The organism is Candidatus Zixiibacteriota bacterium, from assembly GCA_014728145.1.
Lineage (GTDB): Bacteria > Zixibacteria > MSB-5A5 > JAABVY01 > JAABVY01 > WJMC01.
The window spans coordinates 1-22134 of sequence record WJMC01000024.1; the positions used below are offsets into that span (position 1 = coordinate 1).

At 49.7% G+C, this 22134-nt stretch carries 22 protein-coding genes and 1 other RNA gene; 5 read left to right on the forward strand and 18 right to left on the reverse strand.

Translation table 11 applies throughout. The annotated features are described in order from the left end of the window. The 5 genes from GF404_01095 to mce all read left to right on the forward strand — a co-directional run. Positions 1-631: acetyl-CoA carboxylase biotin carboxylase subunit (locus tag GF404_01095; GenBank protein MBD3380770.1), on the forward strand; the 631-nt coding region annotated here is incomplete at its 5' end. Positions 632-633: 2 nt separating this feature from the next. Beyond that, positions 634-1140, forward strand: a complete 507-nt coding sequence (locus tag GF404_01100) for an acetyl-CoA carboxylase biotin carboxyl carrier protein subunit (GenBank protein MBD3380771.1) — start codon at positions 634-636, stop codon at positions 1138-1140. Further along, positions 1137-1697: a hypothetical protein gene (locus GF404_01105; GenBank protein ID MBD3380772.1), complete on the forward strand. Its 561-nt coding sequence runs from the start codon at positions 1137-1139 to the stop codon at positions 1695-1697. The genes GF404_01100 and GF404_01105 overlap by 4 nt, the downstream gene beginning before the upstream one ends. Then, positions 1621-3213, forward strand: a complete 1593-nt coding sequence (locus GF404_01110) for a methylmalonyl-CoA mutase (protein ID MBD3380773.1) — start codon at positions 1621-1623, stop codon at positions 3211-3213. Before GF404_01105 ends, GF404_01110 begins: the two co-directional genes overlap by 77 nt. Beyond that, positions 3210-3617: a methylmalonyl-CoA epimerase gene (gene mce, locus GF404_01115; GenBank protein ID MBD3380774.1), complete on the forward strand. Its 408-nt coding sequence runs from the start codon at positions 3210-3212 to the stop codon at positions 3615-3617. Before GF404_01110 ends, mce begins: the two co-directional genes overlap by 4 nt. Before the next feature lie 230 nt (positions 3618-3847). On the opposite strand, the gene GF404_01120 is transcribed toward mce, so the two are convergent. The 18 genes from GF404_01120 to GF404_01205 all read right to left on the reverse strand — a co-directional run bounded on the left by GF404_01120 (position 3848) and on the right by GF404_01205 (position 22127). Next, positions 3848-5518: a methylmalonyl-CoA mutase gene (locus tag GF404_01120; GenBank protein ID MBD3380775.1), complete on the reverse strand. Its 1671-nt coding sequence runs from the start codon at positions 5516-5518 to the stop codon at positions 3848-3850. A gap of 102 nt (positions 5519-5620) precedes the next feature. Next, positions 5621-6565 carry a methylmalonyl Co-A mutase-associated GTPase MeaB gene (meaB, locus tag GF404_01125; protein MBD3380776.1) on the reverse strand — a complete coding sequence of 315 codons (945 nt, stop codon included), beginning with the start codon at positions 6563-6565 and terminating at the stop codon, positions 5621-5623. A gap of 1 nt (position 6566) precedes the next feature. Then, positions 6567-8279 carry a single-stranded-DNA-specific exonuclease RecJ gene (gene recJ, locus GF404_01130; protein MBD3380777.1) on the reverse strand — a complete coding sequence of 571 codons (1713 nt, stop codon included), beginning with the start codon at positions 8277-8279 and terminating at the stop codon, positions 6567-6569. 15 nt (positions 8280-8294) lie between these two features. Then, positions 8295-8692, reverse strand: an RNA gene (gene rnpB, locus GF404_01135) — RNase P RNA component class A. A 313-nt stretch (positions 8693-9005) separates the two neighbouring features. Then, positions 9006-11114, reverse strand: a complete 2109-nt coding sequence (locus tag GF404_01140) for a HAMP domain-containing protein (GenBank protein MBD3380778.1) — start codon at positions 11112-11114, stop codon at positions 9006-9008. Between the two features lie 300 nt (positions 11115-11414). After that, positions 11415-12032, reverse strand: coding sequence for a hypothetical protein (locus tag GF404_01145; protein ID MBD3380779.1), 618 nt, complete (start codon positions 12030-12032; stop codon positions 11415-11417). A gap of 74 nt (positions 12033-12106) precedes the next feature. Beyond that, positions 12107-12772, reverse strand: coding sequence for a hypothetical protein (locus GF404_01150; protein ID MBD3380780.1), 666 nt, complete (start codon positions 12770-12772; stop codon positions 12107-12109). A 12-nt stretch (positions 12773-12784) separates the two neighbouring features. Continuing rightward, positions 12785-13525 carry a hypothetical protein gene (locus GF404_01155; GenBank protein ID MBD3380781.1) on the reverse strand — a complete coding sequence of 247 codons (741 nt, stop codon included), beginning with the start codon at positions 13523-13525 and terminating at the stop codon, positions 12785-12787. Positions 13526-13558: 33 nt separating this feature from the next. Further along, entirely contained in the window at positions 13559-14440 is an 882-nt protein-coding gene (locus tag GF404_01160) for a bifunctional 5,10-methylene-tetrahydrofolate dehydrogenase/5,10-methylene-tetrahydrofolate cyclohydrolase (GenBank protein MBD3380782.1), read from the reverse strand. Next, positions 14440-15258, reverse strand: coding sequence for a metallophosphoesterase (locus GF404_01165; protein ID MBD3380783.1), 819 nt, complete (start codon positions 15256-15258; stop codon positions 14440-14442). Before GF404_01165 ends, GF404_01160 begins: the two co-directional genes overlap by 1 nt. A gap of 12 nt (positions 15259-15270) precedes the next feature. After that, a complete protein-coding gene (gene rny / locus GF404_01170) occupies positions 15271-16836 on the reverse strand; it encodes a ribonuclease Y (protein ID MBD3380784.1) in 1566 nt (521 codons plus the stop codon). 67 nt (positions 16837-16903) lie between these two features. Continuing rightward, the gene (zapA, locus tag GF404_01175; protein ID MBD3380785.1) at positions 16904-17206 is read right to left on the reverse strand and encodes a cell division protein ZapA; all 303 of its coding nucleotides are present in this window, start codon (positions 17204-17206) and stop codon (positions 16904-16906) included. 97 nt (positions 17207-17303) lie between these two features. Beyond that, positions 17304-17582, reverse strand: coding sequence for a cell division protein ZapB (gene zapB, locus GF404_01180; GenBank protein MBD3380786.1), 279 nt, complete (start codon positions 17580-17582; stop codon positions 17304-17306). A gap of 5 nt (positions 17583-17587) precedes the next feature. After that, the gene (locus GF404_01185) at positions 17588-19969 is read right to left on the reverse strand and encodes a phenylalanine--tRNA ligase subunit beta (protein MBD3380787.1); all 2382 of its coding nucleotides are present in this window, start codon (positions 19967-19969) and stop codon (positions 17588-17590) included. After that, positions 19969-20982 carry a phenylalanine--tRNA ligase subunit alpha gene (gene pheS, locus GF404_01190; GenBank protein MBD3380788.1) on the reverse strand — a complete coding sequence of 338 codons (1014 nt, stop codon included), beginning with the start codon at positions 20980-20982 and terminating at the stop codon, positions 19969-19971. The genes GF404_01185 and pheS overlap by 1 nt, the downstream gene beginning before the upstream one ends. Before the next feature lie 10 nt (positions 20983-20992). After that, positions 20993-21343: a 50S ribosomal protein L20 gene (gene rplT / locus GF404_01195; protein ID MBD3380789.1), complete on the reverse strand. Its 351-nt coding sequence runs from the start codon at positions 21341-21343 to the stop codon at positions 20993-20995. A gap of 28 nt (positions 21344-21371) precedes the next feature. Further along, positions 21372-21569, reverse strand: coding sequence for a 50S ribosomal protein L35 (gene rpmI, locus GF404_01200; protein ID MBD3380790.1), 198 nt, complete (start codon positions 21567-21569; stop codon positions 21372-21374). Positions 21570-21593: 24 nt separating this feature from the next. Further along, the gene (locus GF404_01205) at positions 21594-22127 is read right to left on the reverse strand and encodes a translation initiation factor IF-3 (protein ID MBD3380791.1); all 534 of its coding nucleotides are present in this window, start codon (positions 22125-22127) and stop codon (positions 21594-21596) included. Positions 22128-22134: the final 7 nt, after the last annotated feature.

The following is a 22134-nucleotide window of genomic DNA, read 5'->3' on the forward strand; positions in this document are numbered from 1 at the left end:
TCCGGTTACAGAGCTGATCACCGGCATCGACCTTGTCAAGGAACAGGTCAAGGTCGCGCGCGGTGAGAAACTGGGATTCAGCCAGAAAGATGTCCGTCTGCGTGGTCATGCCATCGAATGCCGTATTTACGCCGAGGACCCGAATGCCAATTTCGTGCCTTCGACCGGTACGCTCAGGAGTTATAATGAGCCGGGCGGTATCGGTGTACGGGTAGATTCCGGAGTGACTTACAAAGCTGAAATCCCAATCTATTACGATCCGATGATTTCGAAGTTGTGCGCATGGGGCGCTGATCGTAGCGAGGCTGTTCGTAGAATGAGACGAGCGTTGAGTGAATACCGTATCAGCGGGGTGGCGACCACCGTCAACTTCCATTTAAGTGTGATGGATAACGAGGCTTTCCAGAGAGGCAACCTGCATACTCATTTCATCGATGAGGAATTCCCGGAAAAGAATTTCAAGGGTGAGGGCGATGCCGACCACATATTGCAGGCGGCCGCGATTTCGGCCTGTCTTTATGATTTTTTGGAAAACAGCAAAATCAAAACGACGCTCGATCAACCACGGGCAGGACACAGCAACTGGACCCGCCAGGGCCGTAAGGCAGGCGTCAACCGTGTACCGGAGTGATTATGGATTACCTGGTTAAAATCGGCGAAAAACAGTACACTGTAACAATCGATCCAGCCACCCATCCGCCAAAAATAAAAATAGATGGCGAGCCGGTCGATTCGTCATTTTCAACCCGTTCAAATAATTCTGAAATCCAGCTTTTGATCGACAACCGTTCCTACGATGTCGAGGTTGTCAAGCAGAACGGCAATTTCAATGTATTCATCTATGGCCGCGAGTACACCCTCTATGCCGAGGATGAACGGCTGGCCAAAATCCGGGAGGTGGCCGGTATGGGTCCCGGTGGTGTCAGCGAAAACGAACTGAACGCACCGATGCCGGGCCTGGTCACGAAAGTCCTCAAGGCTGTCGGAGACGATGTTAAAAAAGGTGAAAGCGTGGTAATTGTCGAAGCGATGAAAATGGAAAATGAATTAAAAGCACCCCTTGACGGTATAATAAAAGAAATCAAGGTTAAAGAAGGTCAATCGATCGACAAAAACGCGGTGCTGGTTGTGTTCGAATGAAAACTCGGGAGCTTAGCCGGCTTTCAGTCGGGATTACTTATCGCTACGATTACAAGAAGATGCTATTTTCACAGGGCGGGACATTCCTGGCTCTTGTATTCAGTATCATCACCGAAGGTCATCCACCTTTCGGCGACAATCCTTACGAGCTTATCTCGTTCACATCGTTTCTGGTCGTGGTCAACCTGATCGTCCTAGTGGTAACTATCATTACGGTCAGCGACAGCGAGATCCGTCTCTTCCCGACCATGCTTGTTTACACTACCAGAAAAGACACATACAGGATCGACTTCGCGCGAGTGATGCATCTCAAGCATGGCAAAAACAGCAACCTGATTTTCACCAAGCTTAACAATAACGCCAAAGAGGAAAAATGGGTTGAAATAAAAAACTACAATGGTTATAAAGACTCCGATCAGTTGATTGGATTTCTACAATACCTGTTAAAAGATAAGTATGTTTCCAAATCGGTAGGTCTAAATGTCGAAAAAGAAGGAAAAAAGGTCGATCTCGGGCCAAAAAATAGAAAGTCTCTACTCCAGAGACTCATTAAATAATTTCGATCCGGAAGACAAACTTGGTCAACCGGGGAAATACCCGTTCACCCGCGGTGTCTACCCGGATATGTACCGGTCGCGTTTCTGGACTATGCGCCAGTACGCAGGTTTCGGGACAGCCTCCGAATCGAACCAGCGTTATCGATACCTGTTAGACGCAGGCCAAACCGGCCTTTCGGTGGCATTCGATCTGCCGACCCAGATCGGCTATGATTCCGACCACCAGATGGCCGAAGGCGAAGTTGGTAAAACCGGGGTGGCGATCGATTCGCTGGCTGATTTCGAAATCCTCTTCGACCAGATTCCGCTCGATAAAGTCTCGACTTCGATGACTATAAACGCCACCGCCACCACGCTTCTGGCGATGTATATCGCGGTTGCCAAAAAGCAGGGTGTTGCCCCGGAAAAAATCACCGGCACCGTGCAAAACGACATACTCAAGGAATATATCGCCCGGGGAACATACATTTATCCGCCGGCTCCTTCGATGAGGCTGATTGCTGATTTGTTCGAATACGCCAAAGACAATTTACCGCGATATAATACGATTTCGATCTCCGGCTACCATATCCGTGAAGCTGGATGTACCGCGATTCAGGAGGTGGCATTTACCCTTGCCAACGCTGTCGCCTATGTCGAATTCGCTCTGGACCGCGGTCTCAAAATCGATGATTTCGCGCCGAGGCTGTCGTTCTTCTTCAATGCCCACCAGGATTTCTTTGAGGAGATCGCCAAATTTAGGGCGGCACGTCGCTTGTGGGGCAGGATCGTCAAGGAACGTTTCAAGGCTCAAAACGAGAAGTCAATGAAACTACGTTTTCATACTCAGACCGCCGGATCATCACTGACCGCCCAGCAACCGGAAAATAACGTTATCCGCACTACATTAGAAGCTCTTGCGGCGGTTTTAGGTGGCACCCAGTCACTGCATACAAATTCGCAGGACGAAGCCCTGGGCCTTCCGACCGAACAGACAGCCCAGACCGCCCTGCGGATTCAGCAGATAATCGCCCATGAGTCCGGGGTAACCAACACGGTCGATCCTATCGCCGGATCGTATTTCGTGGAAACCCTGACCAACAAGATCGAGGATGAAGCAGAAAAATATATACACAAGGTCGATGAGATGGGGGGCGCGCTCAAGGCGGTTGAAAAAGGTTTCTACCAACAGGAGATCCAGAAATCGGCGTATGCTTACCAGAAAGCGGTTGAAAACGAAGAGCGGATCGTGGTCGGAGTCAATAAGTATTCCTCCGAAAAGGAGTTGCCCCAGAATATCCTGAAAGTCGATCCGAAGCTGGCCGATTCACAGATCGCGCGAACAAATAAGATCAAGCAGGAGCGTGATTCGGAGAAAGCCGGGAGTATGTTGAAAAAACTGAATGAGAAAGCTTCCACCGATGAGAACCTGATGCCTCATATCCTTGAATGTGTCGAGGCCTATTGTACCGTGGGCGAAATCTCCGATGCACTGCGCAAAGCCTGGGGCGAATACAGGGAGCAGGTTATATTATGAAGATACTCAAAAAACTGGCTCATATCGGGCTGGCGGTCGAATCGATCGACGACAAGCTCAAGCTCTATCATGATGTCATGGGGCTTGAAACCGGCGAGCGGACCGAAGTGCCCGATCAGGGTGTCGAGGTATGTTTTCTGGAGCTGGACAATACTAAGCTGGAGCTTCTTCAGCCCCTCGATGATTCCGCTAACCTGAACAAGTTTTTACAGAAAAAGGGCGAGGGGATTCATCATCTCTGTTTCGAGGTCGAGGATATCGAGTCCGCCCTGGCGCGCCTTTCGGAAGTCGGTATCCAGTTGATCGACAAGAAGCCGAGAGTCGGTGCCTGTGGCGAGTTGATCGCCTTCCTCCATCCCAAATCCACCGGCGGAGTTCTGATCGAGCTGGAACAGCATAAATAAGGACTTCTGCGCATCGGGATACCTTATTCTTTAGATTGGGAAACTTTGTACTTTGTAACCCCCGCAACGGGTGGGAATCAGAAGATTAGCATTGATCAGGTCAGGCGTTCTGCACGCCTGATGATGTCAGGCTGGCAAGCAATAAAATCCCAAGCTAAAGCTTTAGGAACCCGTTATCTCTATCATACCCATAAATTCAATTGTGTATTAACGCCGCCATTTGAAATCAGCTACACCTGCGGGGTTTCGACATATTCGCCGTAGACTTCGCGGAAGACATCGCAAATCTCCCCCATGGTGGTATAAGCCTTGACCGCTTCGATGATGGCCGGCATGGTGTTTCCCGTCTCGGTTTGGGCGATTTTGCGCAGATCCTCGAGACAGCGCTTGACTTTGTCATTGTCGCGTTTGGCCTTGACCTCGTTGAGGCGGTTGATCTGATCCTCGGCCACACTTTCATCGATACGCAGAACCTCGATCTCGAGTTCCTGATCCTCCATGATATGTTCGTTGACGCCGACGATGATACGTTCCTTCTTGTCGATTTCCTGCTGGAACTGGTAAGCGGCACGAGCGATTTCTTTTTGCATATAGCCGTCTTCGATACACTTCAGCACACCACCGCGTTCGTCGATCTCATCGAAATACGCGAGCGTTTCCTGCTCCATCCGGTTGGTCAGGTTCTCTATGAAATACGATCCGGCCAAAGGATCGATGGTGTTGACCACCCCGGTCTCATAGGCCAGGACCTGCTGTGTACGCAATGCGATCAAGGCCGCTTTGTCGGAGGGCAGTGCTAAGGTCTCGTCCATGCTGTTAGTATGCAGCGACTGTGTACCTCCCAAAACCGCCGACATAGCCTCGAACGCGGTCCTGACGATATTCAGTTCCGGCTGTTGAGCGGTCAATGAGCATCCTGCTGTCTGCGTATGAAATCTCAGTTTGAGGCTGTTCTCTTTTTTGGCACCGTACTTTTCTTTCATCCGGTGGGCGTAAATCCGCCGGGCGGCGCGATATTTGGCGATCTCCTCGAAGAAATCGGAATGGGCGTTGAAGAAAAACGATAACCGTGGGGCGAAATCATCGACATTCAACCCGCGCTCGATGGCCGCCTCAATATAAGTGAACCCATCGGCCAGGGTAAAGGCCAATTCCTGCACAGCGGTGGCTCCGGCTTCACGGATGTGATAGCCTGAAATCGAAATCGTATTCCATTTCGGCACCTGCTCGGCGCAGTACTCGATCGTGTCGACAATCAGTCGCACTGAAGGTTCGGGCGGATATATGAATTCTTTCTGCGCGATATATTCCTTGAGGATATCGTTCTGAAGCGTGCCCCGCAGTTGATCTATCGGCACCCCCTTCTTTTCAGCAACAGCGATATACATCGCCAGAAGCACATTGGCCGGGGAATTGATCGTCATCGAAGTCGAAATCTTGCCGAGGTCGATACCGTCGAAGATGATTTCCATATCGGCCAGCGTATCCACTGCCACGCCGCATTTGCCGATCTCGCCCAGGCTGCGCTCATGGTCGGAATCATAACCCATCAGCGTCGGCAGGTCAAACGCGACTGACAGCCCATGCTGTCCCTGATCCAGCAGATAATGGTAGCGCTTGTTGGTCTGATGAGGCGTACCCATACCGGAAAACTGACGCATCGTCCACGGTCTTCCGCGATACATGGAAGCGTGCACCCCGCGGGTATATGGATATTCGCCGGGGTAGTTGAGGTCGCGGAAATAATCCATGCCGTCGATATGATCCGGCGTGGCCAGAAATTCCACCGGCGCGGATGATATGGTTACAAATTTCTTGTCTTTGCGGGCTGATTTTTCCGCTTCGGCCTGCCATTCTTTACGTGCTTCTTTTATCCTCTGGAGAGCTTCTTTATCGAACATATCGCACCTCTTAAAATTTTGCAGTCGACATTAATTGCGAAATCTAACGGAATCTCTCTTATATTTCAAGTAATATTTAACAGTGTGAGCGGACGAGTGGTTCTATTCTTTTGAATAATGACGGGAGTAGATATCGAAAGCGGCGTTGACCGGATCGGATTTGCGATTGAAGATATCCTCCAAAAGCTCATCGAAAAACTCAGTACCCGCCAGCTCGGTTTCGATCTTGCGGGTCAACATAAAGCGCACATGCTCGATGATCTCTTTTTTTATCTGCTGTTTGCGATGCTTTTTGTAAAGCCCGCTCTGCTTCAAGAATTCCTCATGTTGCAAAATCGACTTTTTGAGTAGATCGATGCCCTCGTTTTTAACCGCCGAGGTCGGAGTAACCGGAAATGACCACTCGGACTTTTCGCGCTTAATCTGGAGCAGATGATTCAGTTCAGTGATTACCCGATCGGCGCCGTCACGGTCAGCTTTGTTGAGACAGAATATATTAGCGATCTCCATCAATCCTGCCTTCATGGCCTGGATTACATCGCCCGACTCCGGTACCAGCGCAACCACGACCGTATCGGAAGCATCGACGATATCCAGCTCGACCTGCCCCACACCGACTGTTTCGATCAGTATGTAGTCGAAGCCAAAAGCATCATAAAGCACATTGACATCGCGGGTTGCCTGCGCCAGACCGCCACTGGACCCCCGGGTGGCCATACTGCGGATGAAAACGTTTTCCTGGCCGATCAAATCTGTCATGCGGATGCGGTCACCCAGAAAGGCACCGCCTGTAAACGGCGAGGAGGGATCGACAGCAATGATTCCAACTTTTTTACCGTCTGCGACAAGCTGCTCGGTCAGACGGTCGACCAGTGTACTCTTGCCCGCCCCGGGTGGCCCGGTCAGGCCAATCTTGTAAGCATGACCGCTGTCAGGGAATACCCTGCTGAGAATTTCCTGATAACCGTCATGACGGTTTTCTACATGGCTGATAAGCCGGGCCAGAGCTCTGACATCACCGTTTCTAAATTTTTCGAGGAGAGTCATATCAGTAGCGCAGGTCTTTAACACGAAGCTGGATCCGGGTCTGTTCAGCGTAAGTATTCAATTCGGCCACATAGACCAGATCAACCGCCACAGACCTCAGTGCCAGCGGCTGGGCATGTTCGCCGAATCCAAAACCGATCACATCGAATACCTTACTGCCTTTTTTAACTTTCATCTTGAGATGACCCTTGCCGACTACATGGGGGGTGCCAACCACCTCAAGGTTACGGGTCAGAAATATCGGTCGCATATTCATCGGCCCAAACGGCGAGAATAAGTCAATGGCATTAATAAATTCGGTGTCGATATCTTCCAGGTCAATTTCGGCATCTATTTTAAGCCGGGGAATCAGGTCATCAGGTTCGAGGACATCCTTGGCGACCTGCTTGAATTTTCTTCGAAATGTTTCTACCTTACTCGGTTTAATTGTCAATCCGGCGGCGTATTTATGCCCGCCGAATCGGAGCAGATCTCCCTGGCATGAACTGAGTGCGTCGTATATATGGAAACTGGGAATCGACCTGGCCGACCCCTTGCCTTCGTCATTGTCGATTGCGATTAAAATTGTGGGCAGGTAGAAACGCTCGACCAGCCGTGAGGCTACAATCCCGATCACGCCCTGATGCCATCCATGTGAAGACAATACAATCGCGCGGTCATTGGACATATCGATTTCGGTATCGATCATATCCATCGCCTCCCGCAGGGTTTTCTCATCGATCGATTTGCGTCGACGATTCTCTTCTTCCAGGAATTTGGCGATTTCAGAGGCGGCCTGTTCATCCCGCGTGGTCAATAATTTGATAGCTTTTTCGGCATTGCCCAGCCTGCCGATCGCGTTGATACGAGGCGCCAGAACATATACAACCTGTCCGGTAGATATCTCTTTGCCCATCAAACCGGAAACGAACGTCAGTGATTTCAGGCCGGGTTTGGTGGTACGGACGATCTGTTTAATACCGAATTTAGTCAGAATGCGGTTTTCATCGGTCAACGGTACGATATCAGCTGAGGTACCCAATGCCACCAGGTCAAGATGCTCTTCCAGTTCATATTCCGGCTGTCCCAGCCTGCGATACAACGCCTGGGCAACTTTGAATGCGACTCCTACACCTGAGAGTTCATGTCCACCCAACTCCTCGGCATGAACCTTGGGATTGATGATTGCTTCGACCTCGGGCAGGATAGGTCCCGGCTCATGATGATCGGTGACTATCAAATCGATTCCCAGGTCATGAGCATGTTTGGCTTCTTCAACAGCAGTCACACCTGTATCAACCGAGATGATCAGCGATATTCCCTGCTTTTCAGCCTCGGCCAGCCCATCCTCGGATATGCCATACCCCTCGACCAGGCGATTCGGCAGATAGTAAGAAACCTGCGCGCCAAGTTTATTCAGAACCAGAAAAACAAGGCTGGCGGCGGTGATCCCGTCAACGTCGTAGTCGCCATAGACCATGATTTTTTCCTGCTGGCGCAACGCTTCGACCACTCGTTCAATACCCTTTTCCATATCCGGTAAAAGGAATGGGTCCTTGAGATCGGTCATCTTCGGATTAATGAATTTATCGACTTTTTCGGGGGTATCGAGTCCGCGGTTGATAAGAATCTTGACTATAATACGAGACAGACCAAGAGCATCGGAGAGATCATCTATCAGATGAAAATCCGGCTCCGGAGCGACTTCCCATTTCTGTCTTCTACGTCTAATCAAAACAAAAAATAAATCGGCTTAAGCAGGCAATAAGCCGAGTTCTGTCAAGCCGGTTTTGCCCGAATATTGTCTCACAAAATGCAACAGTACTCAGGCAAAACAACCGCTTACGATCATCCATCTGGGAGAGAAATCGCTTTCTCCCTCATGCGGCCCACCCGCAGGTCAGACGGTGCCGGCAACACCTTCCTGCTTACTTGGCCTTGCTCCGGTCGGGGTTTGTCAGCCGGCTGTGTTGCCACAACCGCTGGTGGTCTCTTACACCACCGTTTCACCTTTACCAGCGTAGTGCTGGAAGTCTGTTTTCTGCGACACTTTCCGTCGGATTACTCCGCCCTCTGTTTCAGAGGCGACCCGCCTTCTGGAGCTCGGACTTTCCTCACCCGTCAGGGCGCGATCGTTTCGCCTACTTAAGCCGTAAGTTTAATTCCGGCTACTATTTATTTAAAGAACACAACTTGTTGCTTTCAAAGCTTTGTTTACCTGAGCATAGTCAAAACTCGAGATAAAAGCAAATAAAAAAACAACTATTAAGTAATCATACGAAATTAAAACCGATTTGGCTGATAAAACAGCCTTATCCGTATTCAGCTCCATGAGACTCTGTCAATATTCAAAATATCGGGCTTTCATCAGCCGGCTTTAGATAACAAAAAAGAGAGCCGCGGGGGATGCGGCTCTCTGCGACGATGCTCAGTAAGGGATATAGTAGAGACGCTAAGGTGCCTATTTTATTTTAAATGACGAAATCATATCCTTGAGTCCTTCAGCCTGCCGACTCAGTTGTTCGGCGGCCACAGCGGCCTGTTCTGAACCACTGGCGGTTTCCTTGGTAACCGAAGCGATACCGTCGATCGATTTGGTGATCTGCTCGGCCGCGACCGACTGCTCTTCCGTGGCGGCGGCGATCTGCTGGATCATATCCATCACGCTCTGTGACATGGTGACGATACCCTCCAGGCTCTCGCCGGCTTTATCGGCCAGTTGTTTGCCCTTGCTGACTTCCTCGATACCTGACTGCATGGAGGTTACCGAACGGTCAGTCGCTTTCTGGATACCCTGCACCATTGAGGCAATCTCCCCGGTCGCTTTACCGGTGCGTTCGGCCAGCTTGCGGACTTCATCGGCAACAACCGCAAAACCTCTGCCCTGCTCACCGGCTCTCGCGGCCTCGATGGCGGCATTTAATGCCAGCAGGTTGGTCTGGTCAGCGATATCGTTGATCACGCTGATTATTTCGCCGATCTCATTGGCGGATTTGGCCAGTTCTCCAATCTGCTCGGATGACTGGGTGACCACATAGCTGATACTTTGCATACCCTGAACAGTGTCGGCAACTATCTGTCCGCCGGTGGTTGCGGTTTCTGAGGCACCCCGTGAAGCCTGAGTGGCTTCTTCGGCATGTTTTGCCGATTCGTTGATGGTAGCCGACATCTCCTCCACGGCAGTTGAAATCTGACTGATCTGATCCGCCTGACTCTGCGATCCACGCGACATCTGTTCAGATGTCGAAGCTATTTCAGTCGCCGCTGACACCAGTTCCTCGGAGCTGGCACTCAACCTGCTTATGACTCTGGTCAGGTTTTCAATCATGGACTTGAAGGAATGCCCCATTACATCCTGATCGGATCTGGGTTCGAACTCGACCCGCAGATCATTCTGCGCGATCTTTTCCGCCACCCGTGCAGACTCCTTAAAGTAATCCATCATGTTGTTGAATGAACGACCGAGATCACCGATTTCATCCTGTGACCTGACTTCGACTTTCTGGCTGACATCTCCGACCGCCACAGCCTCAGCGACACCGGCCAGACTGACCATCGGTTTGGCGATCGAACGGGCGATGAAATATCCGAGACCAATAGAAACCACCAAAGCCAAAAGACCGAACATTATCAATGTATTACGCAGATCGTTGACCGGTGCGACGAATTCCTCGAGGTAACTGCCGACCGCGACAATCCAGTCCCAGTCCGGGAAATAAGCGTAGACAACGATCTTGTCGCGTTCTTTGGTATCACCCAGTTCAGCATTTTTCCAGCCGTATTGAATCCATTCTACTTGCCCCTTAGCCAGTTGCGGTCCTTTGTGGGTGATCTCCTGGATAAATTCATATTTGCTGATATCCGCGCCCTCTTTAGCCGGATGAACCCGCAAAACCCCCTTGGAGTCGATGGCATAGATGTAGCCGGTCTTACCGACTTCCATGGCCAGCAGGTTTTCGCGCAGGCTTTTCGAGGCTTCAGGAAGAGCGACCCCCAAAGCTCCGATAATTTTATTGTTATTATCCCGAATTGGCTGGTAAGCACTGACATACCACTCATCTACAACCCAGGCGCGCCCGACAAAATCCTGCCCCTGGCGAACAACTGTATTGTAGACTTCATCTGAAATGTGCGTATTGAGAACTCTTTCACCACGGTCATTTTTGAGGCTGGTGGTGATACGCGTGGCCGTCGTACCCTGGTCAATGAAAACCGAGGCGATAGCTCCCGTCTGCGAGCTGATATTATCTACCAGCTGGTGATCGCGGTTAAGGACTACATCCTGCCCGACTACCAACCTGTTGCCCTCCTGGTATACATTACCAGCGGACCAATTACTAAATTTTTCCCCCGCCATTGCCAAAGTCAATTCCGCTTTCTGACGAGCTTCCTCGGCAGCGATCTGACACTGATTTACTCCCATTTGTGCCATGTGAGCGAGATCAGTTTTTGCCAGATCAGTCATGCTCTGCGAGGAACTGACTATCGTAATGATCGTCACACCCGTGATGGAAACCACTACCACCAGCGCGATCATCAGCATAATCTTCTGTGCCAGTCTTAGACGCATGATACTTCTCCTACTCCTGTTTATGATATGGTGCTTAATGCATATTTTCGTACTGCATATATACGAAACCTTGAAGGATACTAACCGATTGATAATTTCATAGTAGGTATATCGGCAATTTCGTTATTATAAATAGTGAGTAAGTGTAGTATTTTTGGTCATATTGCAATTATAGGGCACTATCATCTAATTTCTAAGGTTCACCGTAATAGTTTCAAAACCTCCTCAAATGTTGCCTTCCGGCACAAAAAAAGACCGCCCATTGAGGCGGCCTAAATAATTATCATATTACGAGTTACGCTATTCCAACTGCATCAGCTTGGCCTGTGTGCCCATAAGATCGAGAAATACCTTGTCGCGACCATCTTCCTCAATCACTACCGCATAGGTGTTTATCGATACCGATGTCTTGAAACTCACGTTCTCCAGCATCTCCGAGAGTTCACTTATGACCTCGGAAATCTTTTCGATGGGATTGATTGAATCCGCCATGTTTTCGAATTCCTGCTGTTTGCCTTCTGCCCAGCTCTTCATTTTGAGCATAAACTCCAGGTCAGCAGGTACGTGCATCGAATAAAATACCTCGTCGCCTCCCGCGGTTGGATTGACATCGGCAACTTCAACTTTGATCAACTTACCCATGGTTGTCAATACGAGATTCTTAATGGAATTGGCAATTACCGCGAATTCCCCGGCATCCTGACCGACATCGCCCATGATGAAGTTGTATGCATCCGGCGCGATAGTCTGAATGTACTGCTGGTCTTCATTCGCCAGCATCGAGAAAGCGTGCTTGAGATCGCCCTCATCGAAAATCGACGACCAAAATTCTTCTACGGTCTGAGCCGATTCGGCCTGAAGATTGACTGAAAAAAACAGCGCCAGAACAAGGGTTAAAGAGATGGTTAGCTTACGCATAATAACTCCTCAGTAACTGAAAATTAATTCGTGGATTTACTTATATTATCGAATTTGGCGCGCTGATGTTGCGCTTACGGGGTAAATTTAAATAGGTTTTTTTCTCCCGCGAGCTGGAGGTCTATCCACCATTTCCCATCCCGTTCTATCACCGTGAGTGGAAACAAATAGGTCGATTTTTTATCGAGAGAAACGTTTTCGAGCGATTTTTCTAAATCGTTGAGCGCCGACCAGATTATCTTTTTCTTCTGATCAAGGGGTATACTATCGAGGTTGACATCCCGGTAACGCGTCTGCAGACGAGTATAAACTCCCCCCACAGCCATCGCAAGCATCATGTAATCAGAAGGGTACAAGACCTCAAGTTTGACTTCAGCAGAATCACCATAGTCTTTGCCCTTACGCACTTTAACATCAACCAGGCGATTTGCAATTTCAAGCAGTCGGGGTTTGAATTCCTCGTATAAACTGGTATATTCCTGATACTTCTCAAGAGTATCTTCGGACAAAAAAGAGCCGATCTGGGAGTTGGATTTGACCAATTCCCGGTCCTCGGGACTGAGGAGTTCAAAAGCGCTTTCGAGATCTCCCTGCTCTAAGACCCGATGTACAAACAACCGCACAGTACCATCCGGAGTGGCCTGAGTTTTTTGCGCTTCACCGCCACAGCCGGAAAGCAGGCAGATCACGACCAGCAAAGCCATAATTCCGCCACAGTTAACTGACAGCCAATTTCTCATAATCCCCCCAGGTTACTTGTTCTGCTGAAACATCTCCCGCACATCTTCAGCCTGCTTGCAGACCTTCCATTTATTGTCCTCACGAACCAGAACAAGGGTATCATATTCAGCGATCCGGACGACATCGGAATGGTCAGAAATGGAAGCTATCTTTTCGTATGCCTGTTCGTAGTAGGCTTTGCGCTCTTTCAGAGGCACATCGGTATTATGGAGATACGATGAAAACTTACTAAAGCCTTCATCCCCCAGAGCGATTTTAAAAAGTCTGTTGAAATAGCGCGGCCCCCCGATCTTGTACTCATACAGGCAACTGTCGGCGCAACGCAGTTTTCGCACATAATAAATCTTGTTAAATTCAGCCACGACAGGAATATAGGCACGAGTCAAATCATATTGAAAGCTCTGCTGTTCTGTCCAGTCCGGATTGTTTTTGCCATAGATCACATACTGGGCGATCGAATCGTTCTCTGCGATTTCACGGTTTGCCCGGCAGGATAGCTTTAGGGCTTCCTTATAATTGCCATCAAGAACCGACAGCTTCAGGAATCGTCCTGCAACCCGGTCACTCTCAGAGGAAGCCGTGTCCAGATAACTATCGATTGTGAATCCAGACAGGTCGGGCATTTGCTCCTCTTCGGCCAATTTGGCAGAATCCGTTTTGGGCACTTCAACGTTATCCTGTTCGGATTTGTCGCCGGAACATCCCAGTGTAAACAGCGGAATCATCAACATACTGATTAAGATTTTTCTCATTTCCAATACTCCAGCTTCAGGTTTTTAATCCCATTACCTCTGATGAATCATCTTGCAGGCGCTGACAGTATTATATAAAAGCATCGCGATAGTCATCGGTCCCACCCCACCGGGCACCGGTGTTATCCAGGACGCTTTTGGTTCGCATGATTCGAAATGAGCATCACCCACCAGGCGATAGCCCTTTTTGGCATCTGGATCGTCGATTCGATTGATCCCGACATCGACCACGACCGCGCCGTCTTTGATCATATCGCCCTTAAGGTATTCAGGCAGACCCATAGCGCAAACGACCAGGTCGGCCTGGCTGGTATACCGCTCGACATCGGCAGTGCCTGTGTGGCATACCGTAGTAGTGCAGTTGGTCTCGGCCCACTTCTGGATCAACATGGCCGCCAGCGGTTTGCCGACGATATTTGATCGTCCCAGGACAACCGCATGCTTGCCTTTCAAATCGACCTGATGCCTCTTCAGAAGTTCGATGATACCATAAGGAGTACAGGTCATAAACGAGGGTTCCCCGATCAGGATACGTCCCAGGCTGACCGGATGGAAACCGTCGACATCCTTGTCGGGAGTAATCTTTAAATTCAGATCCAGCTTGTCGATCTGCTTCGGAAGTGGTTCTTGTACAAGTATGCCATGTATATCTTTACGGGTGTTCAGTTCATCTATCAATTGAATCAGTTCCGAATGGCTGATAGAGTCATCGCGACGGATCACCTCAGAGTAAATGCCGATTTTTTTACACTGTTTGGCTTTGCTGGAAACATAGATTTCCGAGGCCGGGTTCTCTCCGATCAGGACTGCCGCCAAGCCCGGCACAACTCCCGAATTAGCCAGTTTCTCGATTTCCTCTTTGAGCTCGGCCTTAATCTGTTTGGCCGCCAGTTTACCATCCAGAATTTGAGCCATCAGTCTTCCTGATCTTTCTGATTGGGGTCATAATTGCCCTCGCTGATTTTCTCGAATATCCGCTTAATCGCTGTTGTGCGACCATCATCGTCGATATCGATCATCACTCCCGCCACCCGCGGGTCATCCTCAGCCACCGAAAATTTATGCGGTATACCGGAGATAAAGCGTCCGATAGCCGCTTTCTTCTTCATACCAATCACTGAATCATAGGCGCCGGTCATGCCGACATCGGTAATGAATCCGGTTCCTTTTGGTAAGATCTTCTCATCGGCCGTCTGGATATGTGTATGAGTCCCGACCAGCATACTGACCCGTCCGTCGAGATGAAAGGCCATAGCCGCCTTTTCCTGTGGCAGTTCGGCGTGAAAATCGACGAAAATAGTTTGAGTCTCACGGCGCATCAAGGTCAGTTCAGCCTCGGCTATCCGAAAAGGACAATCGATTCTGCTCAAATAATCTCGCCCCTCGATGTTGAGCACACCAATCTTTCGGCCATCATCGAGCTGATAAACACCGCCACCCCTGCCCGGCATCCCCACCGGATAATTGGCCGGTCGTAGAATATGATCCATCTTGTCCAGGTAGGGCCGAAGCTGTGGCCGGTCCCAGATATGGTTACCCGAGGTCTGCACATGGACACCATAGGAACGAACTTTTTTCGAGATATTGTCAGTGATACCATAGCCACCGGCGGCATTTTCGACATTGGCAATAACAAATTCGACCTCGTTTTCGGTCACGAAGTCCTCCAGAAACTGCGACAATGCCCAACGCCCCTTCTTGCCGACTATATCACCGATAAACAGAATCCTCACTATATATCGCCCCTACTTGGCATAATCCACTGAACGGGTTTCCCGAATCACGGTTACCTTGATCTGACCGGGATATTCCATCTCGGCCTGGATTTTCTTGGCCAGGTCAGCGGCCAGGATGGATGATTTCAGATCATCGATCTCCTCGGCCTCCACGATCACACGAACTTCTCTACCGGCCTGAATAGCAAAGGCTTTGGAAACTCCTTTAAACGAATCCGCTAACTCTTCCAGTTTCTGCAGACGCTTGATATAAGCTTCCAGCGGTTCCCTGCGTGCCCCCGGTCGAGAGCCGGAGACAGCATCGGCGGCCTGCACCAGGACCGCATAAGGCGTTTCCATAGGTATATCGCCGTGATGAGATTCACAGGCATTTATGACCGCTTTAGTCTCGTTATATTTTCCCAGTAGACCGGCACCAATCTGGGTATGGGTTCCTTCGGTCTCACGGTCGATCGCCTTTCCGATATCATGCAACAGCCCGGCCCGCTTGGATGTCGGGGCGTCGAGTCCCAGCTCGGCCGCCATGATTCCGCACAGAAGTGCAACTTCCTTACAGTGCTGGAGAACATTCTGACCGTAGGACGTACGGTACTTGAGTTTTCCCAGCAGGTTAATAATGTCGCTGTGGAGATCGTGAATTCCGAGCTCGAAACAGACCTGTTCGCCCGCCTCGCGGATCATCAAATCCATCTCGCGGGTACATTTCTCGATCATCTCCTCGATCCGCGCCGGATGAATCCGACCGTCGGAGACCAGCCTCTCGAGCGCCATACGGGCAATTTCACGCCTGATCGGATCGTACCCGGAAAGAATAACCGCCTCGGGGGTGTCATCGACAATTACATCGATTCCCGTGACGGTTTCAAAAGAACGGATGTTGCGCCCTTCCCGGCCGATTATACGCCCCTTCATCTCATCGTTTGGCAACGACACGACTGAAACGGTAGTTTCGACCGTATGATCGGCGGCACAACGGTAGACAGCCTGAGTGATGATCTCCTTGGCCTCTTTTTCAGCCTCGCGCTCGGCCTTATCCCGGATATCCTTGATCGTCGCGGCGGCATCGATTTTAGCCTGCCCGATCAGGTTTTCCATCAACAGCTTCTTGGCCTCCTCGGAGGTCATTCCAGCTATTTTCTCAAGTTGCTGATTCTGTTCCTCGAGGATCTTGTCGAGTTCACTCTCGCGGGTATTGATGCCTTTTTCGCGATGTTCGAGGTTGCGTTCGAGGTTGGCGATATCCCGCTCTTTTTTACCCAGGATATCAACTTTGCGGTCGAGTTTGGTTTCTTTGTCAGCCAGACGTTTTTCAGTCCGGTTGAGTTCATTTCGTTTTTGTTGAATCTCACGTTCTAAATTGACCTTGGATTTGTACAGCTCGTCTTTTGCTTCGAGCAACGCCTCCTTCTTCTTGATTTCAGCCTCTTTTTTGGCATCCTCGACGATATCCTCGGCGATATCTTTGGCCTTGGCAATTTTTCCGGAGCCGATAGACCGCAGAATCAGGTAGGTAACCAGGGATGCCACCACCGCAGAAGCCACAACCAAGATTATATAGATAATGAATGATTCCATAGAATCCTCCACCCCACGGTGTTAATATATATAGGATTTAAAGTTTTGATGGAGACAGATGGATAAATCAGGGAGTGGCTGTCGGTTTTATTTCATCTTCGAGCTTGTCCAAAAGAGACTGGGCCCGGTCGTTTATCTGGACCAGTTCCTGCTCTTTTTCGCGCAACTCAAACAATTCACTGGCAATATTGAGAGCCGCCAATATCGCCACGTCTTTGGGAGATTTGTTGTAACTTCGCTCACCGATCTCCCTCATCTTCTTATCCACATAGGCGGCAATGGATTTGATCTGCTCCAGATCTCCATCACCCCGAATGGGATAATCCTCGCCGTAGATTACGACTTTGACTGATTGATTTTTATCCGACATCCTCTATAACAAACTTACCTGTATCCAAAAAAACTTTATGTTTTTTGTCTGATTATAATAATTCTCAAATACAAACTAAATGTCAAGAAAAAACAAGTCAGGCGATTTCCGCCTCGACATCATCCAACTTTCCCAAAAGTTCTGAAATTTTGTCCTTAACAGTGACTTCCTGTTCTTTAAAGCGCGATTCGATTTCGCTTTTCTCATCTTTAAACTGCTCGAGTTGAAGCCGACAGGCTTTTAATTCTTTCTCCAACCCATCATTTTTCGATTGCAAATCTTTATTTGTCTTCTCAAGTTCTTTGAGCTTTCCAAGCACCTGTCCGATTTTGTTCTCAAGTTTCTCCAGGTTATCCAATTTCCCACTCCATTTTATTTATATTAAGTTCTTAAAGTTGCTGTAAATTTATCTTTGAGCCTTTCGATGATTCGGACAAAGACCGGATCGACTTCTTCATCGGTCAAAGTTTTCTCGAGTGATCGGAATTCGAGATTGAAGGCCAGTGATTTTTTACCCTTCTCAACCTGCTTCCCTCTATATACGTCGAACAGTTCGACTTTTGTGAGAATTTCGCCTCCGGTCTCTTCGATCGTGTTGACCAGATCAGCAGATAACACCCCCTCATCGACAACCACGGCAATATCACGCCAGGTCGAGGGATAGCGCGGAAGCGGGTGATAATTGATCTCCTCGGAATAGTGGCGGTGAAGCTTCTCGAGTTCAACTTCCAGGTAGTACACTGGAAGCTCTAAGTCATACATACTCAAGGCATTATCCGACACGACCCCGGCCCTGCCGAGAGCTTCGCCCTCTATATATAGATCGAATGAGCCATCCGGCTTAAAGTATTTCCAGTCCTTTTGCCTGAACTCGAAGTGCGCGAGGTTCATCCCCTGGCAGAAATCCTCGACAATGCCTTTCAGGTCAAAGAAATCGTAATTGGCCGGATTAATAGCCCAGTTGCGGACATCGGGACGACCACAGACTACAATTCCCAGGTGAGTTGTCTCGGTATGAGAACCATCGCCGTTTTTGTAAGCCACCGAACCGATCTCGAACAGTTTAATATCTTTCTGGCGGTAGTTCAGGTTGCGGTTCACGACCTGCAGGGCGTTAAAGAACAGATCGCTCCGAAAAGCGGCCATATCCCGCGAAAGCGGATTTAACAGCCTCACAAAACGGTCTTCCATATCCAGCTTCAAAGCCTTCTCCGGATCTATCATATTTGGAGTCAGAATCTCGTACAAACCCTGCCTGACGAGTGTATCGCGAATTCTATCCTTAAATACCTCGAGCTCGTTTCTGGCAGTCAGGAGTTCTCCGGCCGCACGCAGGGATGTCCCGATTCGATCGTAGCCGTAAATTCGTCCGATCTCCTCCACCAGGTCGATCTCCCGGGTACAGTCGGGGCGGAAAGTGGGAACCAGAACAGAGATCTTCTTGCCGGTTTGAACTCCAAATCCGAGAGAATCGAGAATATCGATCATCTGGGGAGCGGAAATATCGGTTGCCAGGATCTTATTGACCCGGGTCGGACGGAGTTCCACCTCAACCGGCTCTATCGCTTTTGGATAACTATCTACGATGCCTTCATGAACTTTTCCCCCGGCCAGCCGGCTCATCAGGTAGGCGGCGTAATCACAGGCACGTGGGACCATGTTAGGATCTGCCCCTTTTTCAAATCTGACTGCCGATTCAGAATCTATATTCAGGCGTTTGTGTGTGCGGCGAATGTTCGACGGATTAAAATACGCGCTTTCGAGCAAAACCCTGTCGGTCTTTTCGCCCACCTCGGAATCCTCACCACCCATAATTCCACCCAGTGCGACCGGGACAGAACCATCGGTTATGAGCACATCGCCCGCTTTCAACTCCCGTTTATCGCCATCGAGAGTGGTAAATTTCTCGCCATCCTGAGCAGAACGAACGATCACCTGCGGCATCGAAAACTTGCTGAAATCGAAAGCATGAAGCGGGTGACCATATTCCATAAGTACCAGGTTAGTAATATCGACCACGTTATTGATCGGGCGTAATCCGGCTGATACCAATTTCCGCTTTAACCAGAACGGTGAAGGGCCGATTTTGATCCGGTCAATAAGACGCGCGGCATAGCGAGGGCAGGCTTCCGGATTCTCGATCTCAATCCTTATTTCATCTGTGGCCTGCTTATCAATCTCTGCCAGTTCGATTTCCGGATGCTTGACCAACGAACCTGCCAGGGCTGCAATTTCTCGGGCAACTCCGATCGCAGACATACAGTCCGGACGATTGGGCGTCAGCTCAAACTCAATCAACGGCTCTTCCAGCTCCAGTTTCTCCCACAGGTCAGTGCCGGCTTTCATGGCAGTCTCGAGTTCAATAATCCGCGAACCGTCATCGGAAAGACCCAGCTCTTTTTCAGAACAGAGCATTCCCTCGGACTTTACGCCCAGCTTTTCGGTCAGCTCAATATGAACACCGCCGGGAAGCGCTGCTCCCATAACAGCGAAAGCCGATTTAAGACCGACCGTAACATTGGGAGCTCCACAGACCGTGGTGGCGGTTTTGAGCCCGATATCGACCTGACAAACCTTGAGATTTTCCGAGGAGGGATGCGGTTCTATTGACTTGATCTTGCCGATCACGACACCATCGAACTTCTCGAACACCAGCCCGGTAACCTCGCAGGCAGTACCGGCCATGGTTAGACGGTCGCAGAGTTCCTCAGCACCCCATTCAAAATCGACCAGCTCTTTCAGCCACTTATAACCGATCTGCATCAGAATTGCTCCAGAAAACGTATATCGCCTTCGAAAAAGAGGCGGATATCTTCGACGTTATATTTAAGCATACAGATTCTCTCAATCCCGATCCCGAAAGCGTAACCAGTGTAGACCTCCGGGTCGTAGCCGACATACTCGAAAACCGCCGGATCGATCATACCGCAACCCAGAATCTCGAGCCATCCGGACTGCTTGCAGAGAGCGCATCCCTTCCCGCCACACAGGTAGCAGGTAACGTCGACTTCGGCCGAGGGTTCTGTGAAGGGGAAAAAGCTGGGGCGGAATTTGAGTTTGACATCGCTTCCAAAATACGATTTGGCGAACGCGACTAAAATCCCTTTCAAGTCAGCAAAGGTAACATCCTGATCGACATAGAAACCTTCGATTTGATGAAAGAGGGCATGAGCCCTGACCGAAATCGCCTCGTTGCGATAACAGCGCCCCGGCGCAATAAACCGTGCCGGTGGTTTCATCTTCTCCATAGTGCGAATCTGGACCGGAGAAGTATGAGTCCGGAGGACTTTATCGCCTGAGATATAAAACGTATCCTGCATATCCCGGGCGGGATGATCCTTGGGGATATTCAGGGCTTGAAAATTGTAATAATCGCTTTCGATATCGGGTCCGGTTGCAATCGCGAAGCCCATACGGGCGAAGATATCGGACATCTCCTTGATCGTGGTGACGACCGGATGAACCCTCCCCAGGCGAACTCTCTTGCCGGGCAGGGTATAATCGAACTTCTCAGCCGGGGCGGCGGTCTTGCCTATCGTCAGTTTGAGCTCATCCAGGCGCGATTGAAAATCCTGCTTGGCGATATTTGCCAGCTTTCCGATCTCGCGCTTTTCTTCTACCGAAAGGTCCTTGAGCCCCTTGAGTATCTGGTTGAACTGGCTTTTGCGCCCCAGAAACTCGATTTTGACTTTTTCCAGATCGGCATTGTTCTTGATCTGGCTGACAGCCTTGTCGAAAGTCTCTTTTATTTCATGAATCTGTTGTTTTAAGTCCATTGCGATATATTCAGGCGGCCCTGGTCAGGTCTACCAGATGTTCGAACGTGGCCTGATCCGTGGCCGCGATATTTGAGAGCACCTTGCGATTCAAAATGATTCCCTGTTCTTTAAGCCCAGCCATAAACTGGCTGTAGCGGACGCCGTGGACGCGACAGGCCGCTGAAATACGGGTGATCCAGAGTCTGCGAAAATCGCGTTTGCGATTGCGACGATCGCGGTAAGCATATTTGAGGCTTTTGCGAACCGTCTCTTTGGCAGTGCGGTGGAGCTTGGATCGTCCACCGAAGTTGCCCTTGGCCTGTTTCAAAATTTTCTTTTTACGGCGCCGGGCAGCCACATTGTTAGTTGCACGTGGCATTTTTTCCTCCTGCTCGTTAACCTGTTAGTTACAGATACGGTACCAGTTTCTTGACATTCTTCTGATCAGCTCTGGTGATCAGAGTGCTTTTGCGCAGATTGCGCTTGCGCTTGGAAGTCTTCTTGGCCAGGAAGTGACCGGCCAGACTCTTGAACCGTTTGATTTTGCCGGTACCGGTCTTGCGAAGTCTCTTCCGTGCGGCTCGATTTGTTTTTAGCTTGGGCATAGCGCACCTTCTGATTTATTTAACTCAACTAGATTTCGGCATCAGCAACATGGTCAGGTTACGACCCTCCATCTTGGGCTTAACCTCGACCTGTGAGATATCCGATAAATCACTAATGATTCTTTCCATTATCTTGCGACCAAACTCCACATGGGCCATCTCCCTGCCACGGAAAGTCACGAAGACTTTTACCTTTTGCCCCTGCATAAGGAAATCACGCACGTGCTTGGTCTTAAAACTGTAATCATGCTCCTCGATTTTAGGCCGGTAACGCATTTCCTTAAGTTGCACAGTATGCTGTTTTTTACGAGCGCTACGGGCTTTCTTGGACTCCTCGTATTTGTACTTGCCATAATCGAGAATACGACAGACCGGCGGTTTGGCGTTTGGTGAAACCTCGACCAGGTCGAGCCCTTTTTCATAGGCAAGTTCGACCGCGTCGCGTGTCTGCATGATTCCAACCTGTTGACCCTCGGTATCGATCACTCTCACCTGGGGAGCTCGAATCCTGTTATTGACTCTCACGCCCTGCTTTTTTCGTCCTGAAGAAGCTGCCATTAAATAA